The 13,993-nt window shown below is 73.0% G+C and carries 11 protein-coding genes; 9 read left to right on the top strand and 2 right to left on the bottom strand.

Translation table 11 applies throughout. From position 1 onward, the window contains the following. The first annotated feature begins 143 nt into the window (after positions 1-143). From JNB62_RS18940 to JNB62_RS18910, 7 genes are all read left to right on the top strand, one after another. A complete protein-coding gene (locus JNB62_RS18940; protein WP_220302441.1) occupies positions 144-1,181 on the top strand; it encodes a LacI family DNA-binding transcriptional regulator in 1,038 nt (345 codons plus the stop codon). A 279-nt stretch (positions 1,182-1,460) separates the two neighbouring features. Beyond that, positions 1,461-2,465, top strand: a complete 1,005-nt coding sequence (locus JNB62_RS18935) for a LacI family DNA-binding transcriptional regulator (protein ID WP_220302440.1) — start codon at positions 1,461-1,463, stop codon at positions 2,463-2,465. Positions 2,466-2,810: 345 nt separating this feature from the next. After that, positions 2,811-4,160: a Gfo/Idh/MocA family protein gene (locus tag JNB62_RS18930; RefSeq protein ID WP_220302439.1), complete on the top strand. Its 1,350-nt coding sequence runs from the start codon at positions 2,811-2,813 to the stop codon at positions 4,158-4,160. Then, on the top strand, positions 4,157-5,110 hold the full coding sequence (locus tag JNB62_RS18925; protein WP_220302438.1) for an NAD-dependent epimerase/dehydratase family protein: 954 nt from the start codon (positions 4,157-4,159) through the stop codon (positions 5,108-5,110). Before JNB62_RS18930 ends, JNB62_RS18925 begins: the two co-directional genes overlap by 4 nt. Then, positions 5,107-6,006 (top strand): 5-dehydro-4-deoxyglucarate dehydratase, encoded by a 900-nt coding sequence (locus JNB62_RS18920; protein ID WP_220302437.1) that lies wholly within the window; start codon positions 5,107-5,109, stop codon positions 6,004-6,006. The genes JNB62_RS18925 and JNB62_RS18920 overlap by 4 nt, the downstream gene beginning before the upstream one ends. After that, the gene (locus JNB62_RS18915; RefSeq protein WP_374451271.1) at positions 6,003-7,160 is read left to right on the top strand and encodes a mandelate racemase/muconate lactonizing enzyme family protein; all 1,158 of its coding nucleotides are present in this window, start codon (positions 6,003-6,005) and stop codon (positions 7,158-7,160) included. The genes JNB62_RS18920 and JNB62_RS18915 overlap by 4 nt, the downstream gene beginning before the upstream one ends. 175 nt (positions 7,161-7,335) lie before the next feature. Further along, positions 7,336-8,781, top strand: a complete 1,446-nt coding sequence (locus JNB62_RS18910) for an aldehyde dehydrogenase (NADP(+)) (RefSeq protein ID WP_220302436.1) — start codon at positions 7,336-7,338, stop codon at positions 8,779-8,781. A 211-nt stretch (positions 8,782-8,992) separates the two neighbouring features. Here the strand turns inward: JNB62_RS18910 and JNB62_RS18905 are convergent, their stop codons facing one another. After that, positions 8,993-10,021 carry a magnesium and cobalt transport protein CorA gene (locus tag JNB62_RS18905; protein ID WP_220302442.1) on the bottom strand — a complete coding sequence of 343 codons (1,029 nt, stop codon included), beginning with the start codon at positions 10,019-10,021 and terminating at the stop codon, positions 8,993-8,995. A 247-nt stretch (positions 10,022-10,268) separates the two neighbouring features. Further along, entirely contained in the window at positions 10,269-11,474 is a 1,206-nt protein-coding gene (locus JNB62_RS18900; RefSeq protein ID WP_220302435.1) for a glycerate kinase, read from the bottom strand. Between the two features lie 51 nt (positions 11,475-11,525). Between JNB62_RS18900 and JNB62_RS18895 the strand changes: the two genes are divergently transcribed. Both JNB62_RS18895 and galE read left to right on the top strand, forming a co-directional pair. Then, positions 11,526-12,233, top strand: coding sequence for a ThuA domain-containing protein (locus JNB62_RS18895; protein WP_220302434.1), 708 nt, complete (start codon positions 11,526-11,528; stop codon positions 12,231-12,233). A 229-nt stretch (positions 12,234-12,462) separates the two neighbouring features. Then, positions 12,463-13,440 (top strand): UDP-glucose 4-epimerase GalE, encoded by a 978-nt coding sequence (galE, locus tag JNB62_RS18890; protein WP_220302433.1) that lies wholly within the window; start codon positions 12,463-12,465, stop codon positions 13,438-13,440. The last annotated feature ends 553 nt before the right edge of the window (positions 13,441-13,993 follow it).

Genomic DNA, 13,993 nt, shown 5'->3' with positions numbered 1-13,993 from the left:
AACGGGGGCGGGGCGGTGGCGGGCATCGTGCTCCTTCGCGAGATGCTGCGGCGGGTACAGCGGGCTCCCGATGTTACCGGTAACGCGGAAATCGCTTCCCGGACGCGGGGGCCGAACCGGACACAGGCTCTAGACTCAGCCCTGTGAGCGACTCATCCGCGCCCTCCCGAGGCGGCGCTGCCACCCTGCACGACGTCGCACGCGAGGCGGGCGTCTCGCTGGCCACCGCGTCGCGCGTGCTCAACGGCTCGACCCGCAAGGTCGCCGAGAGCTACCGCGAGCGCGTCGAGGCCGCGGCCGAGAAGCTCGGCTACACGGCCAACCTCTCGGCCCAGGCGACGGCGCGCGGCACCGCGGCGATCGTGGCCCTGCTGGTCGCCGACATCGCCGACCCGTACTTCGGGCAGCTCGCCTCGGGCGTCGCCCGCGGCGCCGATGAGGCGGGCCTCGTCGTCACCATCGCGATCACCGAGCGCGACCCGCAGCGCGAGGTGCGCCTCGTCCGGGCGCTGCGGGGTCAGCGCCCCCGTGGGCTCATCCTGGCGGCATCCCGCACCGAAGGCACCGATGCGGTCGGCCTGGCCGGCGAACTCGACGCCTTCACGAACATGGGCGGCCGCGTCGCGGTCGTCGGTCCCGGCGGCGGCGCCGCGCGCAGCGTCGCCCTCGACAACCGCGGCGGCGCCGCCGCGCTCGGCGCCGAGCTCGCGCGCCTCGGGTATCGCGAGGCGGTCGTCGTGGCGGCATCCGAGGGCATCCGCACGTCCGACGACCGCGTCGCCGGCTTCACGGAGGGCTTCGGCGCGGGCGGCGGATCCGTGCGCGAGGTGCGGCGGGGCGGCTTCACGCGCGACGCCGGGTACGAGGTCGCACAGCAGCTGCTCGCCGACGGCCTGCCCGAAGGCACCCTCGTCTTCGGCGTCAGCGACGTGGTCGCGATCGGCATCATGTCGGCCATCCGGGATGCCGGACGCCAGGTGGGCGCCGACCTCGCGGTCGCCGGGTTCGACGACATCGCGACGGGCCGCGACATCCGCCCGGGCCTCACGACCGTGCACGTCCCCCTGGAGGAGCTCGGCTACCGCGCCCTGCACGCCGCGACCGACGCGGAGTGGGACGAGAGCCAGCCACCGCTCCCCCTCGAGGTGATCGTGCGGGGTTCGACCCCCGCGCGCGCCTGACCTGGCTCCGCGGCCCGGCCGCCGGCATCCACTCGTCCGCGCCTCGTCTGCGCTCCGAATATCGGAGAATGCGCCTGTTTCCGGACCGACAGGCTCGGGTGCTCCGGAAAACGCCGCGACGTCCGATATTCGGACCGCCGGAGAGGGATGCCGGGCGCACCGGCCGCTCGCGCGCAGCGGGAGCTCCGCCCGGAGCACGGGCGCTCCGCCCGGTGCGGTGGCCCGGCACGGCAGGAAGCGTTTCCTGCCCGGCTAGGCTGAGCCGACGGAAGGAGTCGCATGACCCGACGCAACGACGGACGGACCCGTGTCACGATCGCCGATGTCGCCGCGCGCGCCGGAGTCTCGCTGTCGACCGTGTCGCGCGCGCTCAACGGCAATCCCACGGTCGACCCGGCACTCGCGGAACGCGTGAAGGAGGCGGCGGCCGCCCTCGACTACACCGCGAGCCCCGTCGCGCGCAGCCTCGTGCTCGGGCGAACGCAGACCGTCGCTGTCGTCGTACCCGACCTCGGCAACCCGACGTTCCAAGAGATCCTGCGCGGACTGAGCCGCGCGGCGGCCGCCGACGACTACCACGTGCTGGTGGCGGACTCGGCGGAGTCCGTCGACGAGGAGCGCGTGCTGGCCGGCACGACCCGCCGCCGCACCGACGGCGTGATCCTGTGCGCGCCGCGTCTGCCGCAGGACGAGCTCGACCGCCTGGTCGGCGGACTGCGCCCCGTCGTGCTGATCAACCGCACGGCCGGTGACGCCCCCTCGGTGCGCGCCGACTACCGCAGCGCCCTGACGTCCGAGCTCGACCACCTGCACGGCCTCGGCCATCGCCGCATCGTGTACCTCGCCGGCGCCCCGGGCAGCGTCGCGAACGCGGCGCGCCTGGCCGCGATCGCGGAGTTCGTCGCCGCCCACCCCGACAGCGACGTGACCGAGATCCCGTGCGGTGTCGACTTCGAAGCGGGCGCGCAGGCCGGCGCGGCGGTGCTCGCGTCCGGCGCGACGGCCGCTCTCGCGTTCAACGACCTCGTCGCGATGGGACTCCTCAGAGCGGTGCAGGAGAGGGGATGCCGCATCCCGGCCGACCTGTCGATCGTCGGTTTCGACGACATCCCTTTCGCCCGGTACACGACGCCTCCGCTGACGACGGCGGCGGTTCCGGCGGCGGAGCTCGGCGCCCAGGCGTGGGCGCGGATGCAGGAACTGCTCGTGGGCGCCGAGCCGGGGCATCCCCTCACTCTCCTTCCTGAGCTGACGGTGCGGGGGTCGACCGGCCCGGCCGCCTGACGTCCCATCGGACCCCGCCATCGGCGACCCGGGCGTCGTCTCCGATTCTCGAAAGCGGCTCGCGACGTTTCGTCTTCGCTCGTTCCTCGCTCCGCTCAACGAACGGGACTGCCCCGGTCCCGGTCGTTGAGCGAGCGAAGCGAGACGAAACGCCGCAACCCGCCCATCGGACGCGGCCATCGGCGACCTGGGCGCTGTCTCCGATTCTCGAGAGCGGCTCGCGACGTTTCGTCTTCGCTCGTTCCTCGCTCCGCTCAACGAACGGGACTGAGCCGGTCCCTCCCCGCCGAACGACGGAGAAAGCGTTTCATGATACGGTGAGAAAACGTTTCCTGAAGGAGTGAGATGACCCACCGCCGGTATGCCCTCGTGGGTGCAGGACACCGTGCTCAGATGTACGTGGACGCCATCGTCGGCCGCTACGCCGACGAGGCCGCCCTTGTCGCGATCTGCGAGCCGAACCCGGTGCGGGCGCAGTACTACGTCGATCGCGTCGTCGCCGCCGGAAGGCCGGCGCCCGCCGTGTACGGGCCGGACGACCTCGAGGCGATGATCCGCGAGCAGCGGGTGGAGCGCGTCGTGATCTGCGCACGCGACGACCTGCACGCACCGCTCATCGTGCGCGGGCTCGACGCGGGCGCCGACGTCGTCGTCGAGAAGCCGCTCACGATCGACGGGCCGAGCGCCGCCGCCATCGAGGACGCGATCGACCGCACCGGCCGCGAGGTCGTCATCACGTTCAACTACCGCTACTCCCCGCGCAACTCGGCGCTGCGCCAGGTGATCCAGGACGGCACGATCGGCGAGGTCACCTCGGTCGACTTCTCGTGGGTGCTCGACACCAAGCACGGCGCGGACTACTTCCGCCGCTGGCACCGTGAGAAGGAGCATTCCGGGGGCCTCCTGGTCCACAAGGCCAGCCACCACTTCGACCTCGTCAACTGGTGGATCCGCTCGGCCCCGCGCCGCGTGTACGCGTCGGGCGGGCTGCGCTTCTACGGCGCCGAGAACGCCGCGGCCCGCGGCATCCACGATCGCCCCGCCCGCGGCACCCACGACGGAGCCGACGCGTTCGAGCTCGACCTGCGCGACGACGAGCGACTGAGGGCGCTGTACCTGGAGGCCGAGCAGCACGACGGGTACCTGCGCGACCGCGACGTGTTCGGCGAGGGCATCACGATCGAAGACAACCTCGCCCTCGTGGTGGACTACGCCTCCGGCGCCACCCTCAGCTATTCACTCAACGCCCACTCGCCGTGGGAGGGCTACCGCGTCGCGGTCAACGGCACCCTCGGCCGCGCCGAGCTGGAGGTCGTCGAACGGGGTGCGGTGCTCGCCGACGAGGGGCTGCACCCGGTGCTCGACCCGTCTGCGGTCCACGCCGGCGACTCGGGGTCGCTGCGCCCCGAGGGCGAGCGCCTCATCGTGCAGAAGCACTGGGAGGCCGCCTACGAGGCGCCGATCGTCGGCGGCGACGGCGGCCACGGCGGCGGCGACGCGCTGCTGCTGTCGGACGTGTTCGAAGGACCCGGTGACGACCCCCTCGCCCGCCCCGCGGACTGGCGCGACGGCGTGCGCTCGATCGCCGTCGGCATCGCCGGCAACCGGTCGCTCGAGACCGGGCTGCCCGTCCAAGTCGCCGACCTCGGCATCCGCTTCCTCACCGCCGACGGCGCGGCGGCCCTGCGCGCATGACCCGCATCGCCGTCACCGGAGGCGCCGGACGCCTCGGCCGCAGCCTGGTCGCCGGGCTCGCGGCATCCGGTCACGACCTGGTCTCGCTCGACCGTGCCCTGTCTGACGCCCCCGAACTCGCGGACGTCGAGCAGATCGCGATCGATCTGAGCGACGCGGATGCCACGGCTCAGGTCCTCGCCGAGACACGGGCCGACGCACTCATCCACCTCGCCGCGATCGCCGTGCCGTTCAGCGCCCCCGAGGACGTCATCATGCGCACCAACGCGGGCCTCGCGGTGTCGGTGCTCGGCGGGGCCGTGAAGGCCGGCATCCGTCGTGTCGTCGCCGCGTCGAGCCCGACGGTGATCGGGTACGGCGCTCCGACGGGGTGGGTTCCCGAGCGCTTCCCGCTGGACGAAGACACGCCGGCGCGCCCGTGGAACGCGTACGCGCTGTCGAAGCTGCTCATCGAGCAGACGATCGCCATGCTGGCCCGGCAGACCGGCGACGCGACCCGGTTCGCGGCGTTCCGCCCGTGCTACGTCATCGCTCCGGAGGAATGGGCCGGCGCGCTCACGCAGCAGGGGCACACGGTCCGCGAGCGGCTGGACGACCCCGCGCTGTCGGCGCCCGCGATCTTCAACTACGTCGACGCGCGCGACGTCGCGAGGTTCGCCGACACCCTGCTGCAGGCGCTGCCCGAGATCCCCAACGGCGAGACGTTCTTCGTCGCGGCCGACGATGCGCTGGCCCGAGAGCCGCTGGCCGATCTCGTGCCGCGCTTCTACCCCGGCACCGAGCGGCTCGCGGCCGTGCTCACCGGCACGACCTCGGCGTTCTCGAACGCCAAGGCCCGCCGCGAGCTCGGCTGGCGACCCGCGCACTCGTGGCGCAGCGAGCTCGGCGAGACGACCGCGACCGCCGCCTCCCCCGCCCCCGACCCTGCCCGAAAGGACGTGCTGGCGTGATCTTCGACGGCATCCTCTTCTTCCCCGTCACCCCCTTCGACGCCCAGGACCGTGTCGACGAGGACCTGCTGCGGCAGCACCTCGAGACCACGCTGGCGCACGCGCCGGGCGGCGTGTTCCCGGCGTGCGGCACCGGCGAGTTCCACGCGCTGTCGACCGAGGAGGCCACGCGCGTCGTTCAGGTCGCGGCCGAGAGCGTCGCCGGCCGCGTTCCCGTCGTGGCCGGCACCGGCGGTCCGCTCGGGCACGCGAAAGCCCTCGCGCGCGCGGCTGCCGACGCCGGCGCCGACGCGCTGCTCGTGCTGCCGCCGTACCTGGTCGGGGGCCCGCAGGCGGGGCTCGCGGCGTACGTCGAGGCGGTGGCCGCGGCATCCGATCTTCCCGTCGTGATCTATCACCGCGCGAACGCGCAGTTCTCGGCCGATTCGGTGCGCCGTCTCGCGCAGAACCCGAAGGTCGTCGGCTTCAAGGACGGCGTCGGCGACGTCGGTCTCGCGCAGCAGATCGTGCGCGCCGTGGCGGCGGAGGGCCGCGACGACTTCGCGTTCTTCAACGGCCTCCTCACCGCCGAGCTGACGCAGGGCGCATACCGGGGCATCGGCATCCCGCTGTACTCGTCGGCGGCGTTCGCGATGATCCCCGAGGTCGCGAACGCGTACTACCGGGCCTACGTCGCCGGCGACGAGGACCGCCGCAACGAGCTGCTCGACGGCTTCTACGCGCCGCTGGTGCGCCTTCGCGACGAGACTCCCGGCTTCGGCGTCTCGCTCATCAAGACCGGCCTGCGCCTGGGCGGCCTGCCGGTCGGCTCGGTGCGCGCGCCGCTGGTCGACCCGACGCCGGCGCAGCAGGACCGCCTCGCCGAGATCCTCGCCGCGGGACGGGCGCTGCTGTGACGACCCAGGGCTGGGTCCGGGATGCCGCGACCCGCACGACCGCGGCGGCCGAGGCGGCCCGCACCGACGCCACGATCGCATCCTTCGACGCACGGCTGATCCGCGTGCCGCTGACGCGGCCGTGGGGGGCGGATGTGACCTCGGTCGGAGTGATCGCCACGCACGTCGTGCGGTCTGACGGCGCGGAGGGCTGGGGATTCTCGTGGACCCCGCAGATCGGCGCCGAAGCGGTGCACGCCCTGCTCGCGCACGACATCACGGCGTTCGCGGTCGGCCGCTCCGCCGACCCGGGCTCGGAGTCGCTCGCGCTGTGGCGCCATCTCCACGAGGCCGGTGGCGGCGGAGTCACCACGATCGCGATGGCCGGGCTGAACCTCGCGCTGTGGGATGCCGCCGTCCGCGCTCACGGGACCTCGCTGTCGGGATTCCTCGGCGCGCAGCGCGAGAGTGTGCGCGCCTACGGCTCCGGCGTGAACCTGCACTACACGCAGGACGAGCTCGTCGCCCAGGTGCGCCGGTGGGTGGACGCGGGCTTCGACGCCGTCAAGGTCAAGGTGGGCAAGCCCGACGTCGCCGAAGACCTCGATCGCCTGCGCGCGGTGCGCGAGGTGCTCGGCCCCGACCGCGCGCTCATGATCGACGCGAACCAGCGGTGGGAGCTCGACCGCGCGACGACGTCGCTCGAGAGCCTCGCCGAGGTCTCGCCCGCCTGGATCGAGGAGCCGCTGCGCGCCGATGACCTGTACGGGCACATCGAGCTCGCGCGTCGGCTCGCCGCCTCGAGCGGCATCCCCATCGCGGTGGGCGAGAACCTCCACAACGTCTACCGCTTCGACGACTTCCTCCGCACCGGTGCCGCGCAGATCGTGCAGCCCAACGTCGTACGGGTCGGCGGGATCACGCCGTTCCTCGGCATCGCGGCGATCGCGGCGGAGTACGGCGCGGCGGTGCACCCGCACCTGCTGCCCGAGCTGTCGGGCCAGCTCGCGCTCTGCCTGCCCGCGGTCGCCGGTGTTCCGGCGCCGATGGCCGAGGACGTCGAGGACGCCGGCTTCGGCGCGCTCGGCGCCCTCGACGGCCCGTCGCCCGTGCGCATCGCCGATGCGACCCTCACCGAGACGCCGCACATCGGCCTCGGCCTCCGCTTCCGCTGACCCCTCCGGACCCCTTCTCCCTGACCGCCATGTCGTACCGTTCCTCTGTCGCCTTCTGCTGCTCCGCGGCCCGGATTGCGACAGGGGAACCGAAGCCACCGCAGTTCCCCTGTCACGTTCTGCTGCGCCGCGCCGCGGTTCGTGACAGGGGAAGAGTGGAAGGAAAGGACACACCATGACCACCACGACCGCCGAACTCGACGCCCTCACCGCCGCGGCGGCCGCCGCCGCCCCCGTATGGCGCGCGGCCGATGCCGCCACGCGCGCGTCATGGCTGCGCGCCGCCGCCGACACCCTCGACGCCCACCTCGACGAGCTGGTCGCCATCGCCGACGAAGAGACCCGGCTCGGCGAGACCCGCCTGCGCGGCGAGGTGGGGCGCACGACCGGGCAGCTGCGCCTGTTCGCGACGGTCGTCGAAGAGGGCTCGTACCTGGAGCTCACCGTCGACGACGCCGACCCGTCGGCCGCGGTTCCTCGCCCCGAGCTGCGCCGCATGCTCACCGGCGTCGGCCCCGTCGCGGTGTTCTCGGCCTCGAACTTCCCCTTCGCCTTCTCGGTCGCCGGCGGCGACACCGCCTCGGCCCTCGCGGCCGGCAACCCCGTCATCGTGAAGGCGCACTCCGGGCATCCGCGGCTGTCGAAGCGCACGGCCGAGCTCGTGTCCGCCGCGCTCGTGCAGGCCGGCGCGCCCGAGGGCTCGCTCGGGCTCGTCGAAGGCCGAGAGGCGGGCAACGCGCTGGTGCAGCATCCCGTCATCCAGGCCGCCGGCTTCACCGGATCGCTCGGCGGAGGCCGCGCGCTGTTCGACCTCGCGTCGGGTCGCCCCGACCCCATCCCGTTCTACGGCGAGCTCGGGTCGGTCAACCCGGTCGTCATCACGCCGGCGGCCGTCGCGGCCCGCGGCGAGGCGCTCGCGCAGGGTCTCGTCGGCTCGTTCACGCTCGGCGTCGGCCAGTTCTGCACGAAGCCCGGCGTCGTCTTCGTGCCCGCCGGCGCGGGCTTCGAAGCGCTCGTGGCCAGCTTCGCGGCGGGCGCGTCGGGCGGTCCGCTGCTGACCGAGCGCATCACCGAGGCGTTCCCGTCCGGTGTGGCACACCTCGAATCGGACCCGTCCGTCGCCGTCGTCGCACAGGGCGCGGAGGCAGAGCCGGGGTCGGCGCAGCCGGTCGTGCTGTCGACGGATGCCGCGGCCGTCGCCGCCCGTCCCGAGACGCTCCTGGAGGAGTGCTTCGGACCGGTGACGCTGCTCGTCCGCTACTCGTCGCAGGACGAGCTGCACGCGGCGCTGGAGGCGGTGCCCGGCTCGCTCACCGCGACACTGCATGCCGAGGAGTCCGACGACGTCGCCGCCGTCCTCGAGGTGCTGACCCGCAAGGCCGGACGCGTGCTGTTCGCCGGCTGGCCGACCGGCGTCGCCGTGACGTGGTCGCAGCACCACGGCGGCCCGTGGCCGGCGACGACGTCGCTGCACACCTCCGTGGGCGCGACGGCGATCCGCCGCTTCCTGCGGCCGGTGGTGTTCCAGGACGCCCCGGCGGCCCTGCTTCCCGAGGTGCTGCGCGACGAGTCGCTCGCCCGCCTGCCCCACCGCCGCAACGGCGTGCTGCAGGTGCCGTGATCGGGAACGGCTCGTAGAGCGGAGGCGTTCGTCTCGCTCCCTCGTCGCTCGGGCGCGCTCCCACGCTGGTCGTTGAACGAGCGCAGCGAGACGAAACGCCGCAAGCCGCTGATCGGGCACAGTCACGGCGACGACGTTCGCGTTCGAGCGCGTTCTCGCGACGTTCCGTCTTCGCTCGTTCCTCGCTCCGCTCAACGACCGGCCGCCGCGATCAGAGCCAGCGCTTGGCCTTGAACACGCCGTAGAGCCCCAACCCGAGGCCGACCATCATCAGCAGGGCGAGCGGATACCCGAACGTCCAGTGCAGCTCGGGCATGTGATCGAAGTTCATGCCGTAGACGGTGCCGATGAGGGTCGGCGCGAACAGGATCGCCGCCCACGACGAGATGCGCTTGATCTCCTCGTTCTGGGCGAGCCCGGCCTCGCTCATGCGCCGCATCTCTTCGTTCTGCCGCTGGGCGACGAGCGTGGACTGCACGTTGAGCGCGTTCTCGAGGATCGACCGGAAGGCGCCGGCGCGCTCGACGATGCGCAGCACGTGGTCGAGCACGTCGCGCAGGTAGCGCTGCAGCTCCAGGTCGACCGCGTACTTGTCTGAGCCGCGGCGCAGCGCCTCGAGCATGCCGGCGAGCGGCTGCGCGGCGCGCTGGAAGTCGATGACCTCGCGCGACAGGTCGTAGATGCGGCGCGACACCGCCTCGACGTCGGCGTCGGCGTTGCCGAACAGCTGATCCTCGATCTCGTCGATGTCGTTCTCGAGGCCCGCGATCACCGGCCCGTACTCGTCGACGACCTCGTCGAGCACGGCGTACAGCACCGCCTCGGGGCCCATCGCGAGCAGCTCGGGCGCGGCCTCGAGGCGCCGGCGCACCTTGCCCAGGTTCGGCGCCTCGGCATGCCGGATCGTCACGACGAAGTCGGGCCCCACGAACACATGCAGCTCGCCGAACTCGACCACTTCGGCCGCGTCGAGGTAGCGCGCGGGGCGCAGCACGACGAACAGCGTGTCGCCGTACCGCTCCAGCTTCGAGCGCTGATGCCCCGTCAAGGCGTCCTCGACGGCGAGCGGATGCAGCCCGAACTCGTCCGCGATCGAGCGCACCTCATCGGCGCGCGGGCGGTACAGGCCGATCCAGGCCATTCCGCCGCGGTCGCGCATGACCTCGTACGTCTCGTTCAGGTTCGCCGGGTCCTGTGTGCGTCGCCCCTGGACGTACACGGCGTTGTCGATCAGGGCCATCATGATTCACCTCGATTGCTCGCGTCGGCACGGCGCCCGAGGGCACCGCGGAGGAGGATGCGCGCACACGCGCGCACCGGCGCCACCGCTCGCGACGAGGGTTCAGTGCATCGAGATGCCGACCAGCGAAGACGAGACGGTGGCGCGGCTACTATCACTGGACATCGCGCATCACCTGCCTTCCTGGTCGATCGGCCGAAACGGCCTCCGCCACCTTAGGCGAGGTCGCCTGAGAGGTCAACCGGCGTCAGCCGAGCGCACGGGCGAGCTGCGCACCGGCCGCCGTGAGCCATCGCTCCGGCTCTGCCATCGCCGCGGCACCCGACCCGGCGAGCTCGGTGAGCGACGCGGTCGCCGCGAACCCCGACACGTCTGCGTCGTCGGTGATGCGGCCGGCCACGAGCGCGACCGGCACGCCCGCGGCCGAGGCGAGCGCTCCCACGTGCGCGGGGACCTTGCCCGCGGCGGACTGCCCGTCGTACGACCCCTCTCCGGTGAGGACGACGGATGCCGCCGCCACCGCCGCCCCCAGCCCCACCAGCTCCGCGACCGCCGCCGAACCGGGCACGAGCTGTGCGCCCCATGCCAGCAGTCCGAACCCGGTGCCGCCGGCCGCACCCGCGCCAACGGCACTCGTGCTGAGCGGGGACGCGTCGTCTCGCTGACGCTCGCTCACCGACCGGCGGGACGAAGCACCTCGATCCGCGCCGGCCGCGGCCGCGGCGGCGACGACGGCGTCGGCGAACCGAGCGAGGGCAGCGTCGAGCACCGGGACGTCGGCCGGCGTCGCCCCCTTCTGCGGCCCGAACACCGCCGCGGCGCCGCGGGCGCCCAGGAGCGGGTTGGTGACATCGCTGAGCACCGTGACGCCGCCGTCGGGAAGCGGTGCGAGCCCCGAGAGGTCGGCTGCCGCGAGGTCCGTGAGGCCTCGAGCGCCGTCGGCGATCGGCCGGCCGCCGGCATCGACGAATCGCGCCCCGAGCGCCGTCAGCATGCCGGCCCCGCCGTCGGTCGATGAGCTCGAGCCGATGCCGAGCACGAGGCGCGAGACGCCGTGGTCGAGCGCCGCCGCGATGGCTTCGCCGAAGCCCCGCGTGTGGGCGTCGAACGGGCGCAGGCGCGGCGGCGTGCCGAGCAGCTCGATGCCGCTCGTGTTCGCGAGCTCGACGACGCCGGTGCCGGCGGGTGCGTCGGGAGTCGGAGGCAGCAGCACCCACGATGCCGCGACCTCCGACCCTTCGGGACCGGTGACGGTCACGGGGATGCGGCGCGCACCGGGCACCGCGGTGGCGAACGCGTCGACGGTGCCCTCGCCGCCGTCGGCCATGGGCAGGAGGCGCACGACATCGGCCGGCCGCTCGGCCCCCCAGCCCGCCGCCAGCGCCTGCGCCCCGGCGGCGGCCGCGATCGTGCCCTTGAACGAATCCGGGGCGATCACGACGGTGTGTGCCATGGCGACTCCTCACGCGGGCGGGAAAGCGTTATCCTGCACATTATGGTACCCATGGAACGAACGGACTCCGAGGCCCCGCGCGTCGTCATCGCCACCGGGGCCGGCCGCTACGCCGACCCGTGGCATCCATTCTCGGCGACCTCGCACCGCATCGCCGAGATCCTGCGCGCCGACGGGTGGGACGCCGTCGTCGACGAGGACGTCGACCACGCGCTCGCGCACCTCGACGGCGTCGACCTGCTCGTCGTGAACGCCGGCGATCCGTGGCGCGACGGGGGCGCCCCGCACGCCGACCCCGCGGCCGCGGCGGGGCTCGCCGCCGCGATCGACCGCGGCATCGGCCTCATCGGGGTGCACGCCGCACTGTCGAGCCTGCGCGATCACCCGGCGTGGCGCGCGGCGATCGGCGGCGAGTGGGTTCCTGGCACGTCGTGGCATCCGCCCATCGGCGACGCCCGCGTGCGCGTCGTCGACGCGGTTCATCCGGTCACCGACGGGCTGCTTCGCCTCGTTCCTGGCTCCGCAGAAGTGCCGCACTTCGACGTGTTCGACGAGCGCTACAGCGACCTCGTGGTCGACGACGGAGCGCGCGTGCTCGCCGTGCACGATGTCGACGGCACGCAGCACCCCGCCGTGTGGGTGCGCGAGCAGCCGACCCGGGCGGTCGTGTCGTCCCTCGGCCACGACGAGCGAGCGTACGACTCCCCCGACCTCGGGGTGCTGCTGCAGCGCGCCGCCCGCTGGGCCGCCCGCATCTGACGCCTCCACCCCCCTCAGCCCCCCGCTTCACCCGTCGACGACGTGCGTCCTCGGCGAGCACGCATGTCCTCGACGTCGACAGCGTGCGTGCTCGGCGAGCACGTGCGTCGTCGACGAGCTGTCGCCACGACGCCCGGGTACACCGGCCGTACGAGCGACCGCGGGACGAGGCATCCACCGCCGACCGGGCACAATGGAACGCGAACCCGCCCCCGAACCCTGGAGTGACATGACCTGGCTCGTGACCGGAGGCGCCGGCTACATCGGCGCCCACATCGTCCGCGCGCTCGCCGACGCGGGCCTGTCGTCCGTCGTGATCGACGACCTCTCCAGCGGCCACGCCGAGTTCGTGCCCGAGGGCGTGCCGTTCGTGAACGGGTCGATCCTCGACACGGCGCTCGTCGAGAGCACGCTGCGCGAGCACGGTGTGGTCGGGGTCATCCACCTCGCCGGGTTCAAGTACGCCGGAGTGTCGGTGCAGCGCCCGCTGCACACGTACGCCCAGAACGTCGAGGGCACGCGGTCGCTGCTGGAGGCCATGCAGTCCGCCGCCGTGTCGAACCTGGTGTTCTCGTCGTCGGCCGCCGTGTATGGCACGCCCGATGTTCCGCTCGTGACCGAGGACCTGCCCAAGCGCCCCGCGTCGCCGTACGGCGAGTCCAAGCTCATCGGCGAGTGGCTCATCCGCGACCAGGCGATCGCGACGGCCGAGACGCAGCACCCGCTGCGCCACACGGCGCTGCGCTACTTCAACGTCGTCGGCTCCGGAGACCCCGTCGTGTACGACACGAGCCCGCACAACCTCTTCCCGCTCGTGTTCGAGGCGCTGATCGAGGGCCGCACGCCGCGCATCAACGGCGACGACTACGACACCCCCGACGGCACCAACGTGCGCGACTACGTGCACGTGGCCGACATCGCCGCCGCCCATGTCGCCGCCGCCAAGCGCCTGCTCGCCGGCGAGCCGCTCGAGCCCGCGTACAACCTCGGTTCGCAGAACGGCCTGAGCGTGCGCGAGATCATGGACGCCATGGCCCGCGTGACCGGCATCGACTTCACGCCCGAGATCGCGCCGCGCCGCCCCGGCGACCCCGACCGCATCGTCGCGACCGGCGAGCTCGCCGCCCGCGACCTCGACTGGAAGAACCGCTACACCGTCGACGAGATGGTGCGCACCGGCTGGGAGGCCCGCCGCAACGCCGGCTGATCCCTTCGTGCGGATGAGTGGATGCCGGCGGCCGGGCTCGGGCGCCGGCATCCACTTCTCGTCTCGCGGCCGGGGTGCCGTCGTCGGCGGGCCGATCTTGGCGACTCGCCAGAAACGCCGCCGTGCACTCGCCGTTCTTGGCGACTCGCCAAGAACGCGCGGGCGGGATCGGCCGCCGGCATCCACTTTCTCGTCTCGCCGGGGGTGCGCCGTCGCCTGCGGGCCGATCTTGGCGACTCGCCAGAAACGCCGCAGCGCACTCGCCGTTCTTGGCGACTCGCCAAGAACGCGCGGGCGGGGTCGATGCGCCGAACCACCTGCCAGGCCGACGAGTCGCCACGAAACGCCAGTGCACCTCGCCGGTCCTGGCGACTCGCCAGAAACGCGCGCCGGCAGGGTCGGCGCACCGAACCCACCTGCCCGACCCCGACGAGTCGCCACGAAACGCCAGTGCACCTCGCCGGTCCTGGCGACTCGCCAGAAACGCGCGCCGGCAGGGTCGGCGCACCGAACCCACCCGCCCGACCCCGACGAGTCGCCACGAAACGCCAGT

Origin of the sequence: Microbacterium jejuense, assembly GCF_019511665.1 — a bacterium.
Taxonomy (GTDB): Bacteria; Actinomycetota; Actinomycetes; order Actinomycetales; family Microbacteriaceae; genus Microbacterium; species Microbacterium jejuense_A.
This window is presented reverse-complemented; position numbering and strand designations above follow the sequence as displayed.

Bases quoted from the DNA above. Each gene is read 5' to 3' on its own strand.
- JNB62_RS18935 (WP_220302440.1), top strand. From the start codon at position 1,461: ATGACCCGACGCAACGACGGACGGACCCGTGTCACGATCGCCGATGTC.
- JNB62_RS18930 (WP_220302439.1), top strand. From the start codon at position 2,811: ATGACCCACCGCCGGTATGCCCTCGTGGGTGCAGGACACCGTGCTCAG.
- JNB62_RS18925 (WP_220302438.1), top strand. From the start codon at position 4,157: ATGACCCGCATCGCCGTCACCGGAGGCGCCGGACGCCTCGGCCGCAGC.
- JNB62_RS18910 (WP_220302436.1), top strand. From the start codon at position 7,336: ATGACCACCACGACCGCCGAACTCGACGCCCTCACCGCCGCGGCGGCC.
- JNB62_RS18905 (WP_220302442.1), bottom strand. From the start codon at position 10,021: ATGGCCCTGATCGACAACGCCGTGTACGTCCAGGGGCGACGCACACAG.
- JNB62_RS18900 (WP_220302435.1), bottom strand. From the start codon at position 11,474: ATGGCACACACCGTCGTGATCGCCCCGGATTCGTTCAAGGGCACGATC.
- JNB62_RS18895 (WP_220302434.1), top strand. From the start codon at position 11,526: ATGGAACGAACGGACTCCGAGGCCCCGCGCGTCGTCATCGCCACCGGG.
- galE (WP_220302433.1), top strand. From the start codon at position 12,463: ATGACCTGGCTCGTGACCGGAGGCGCCGGCTACATCGGCGCCCACATC.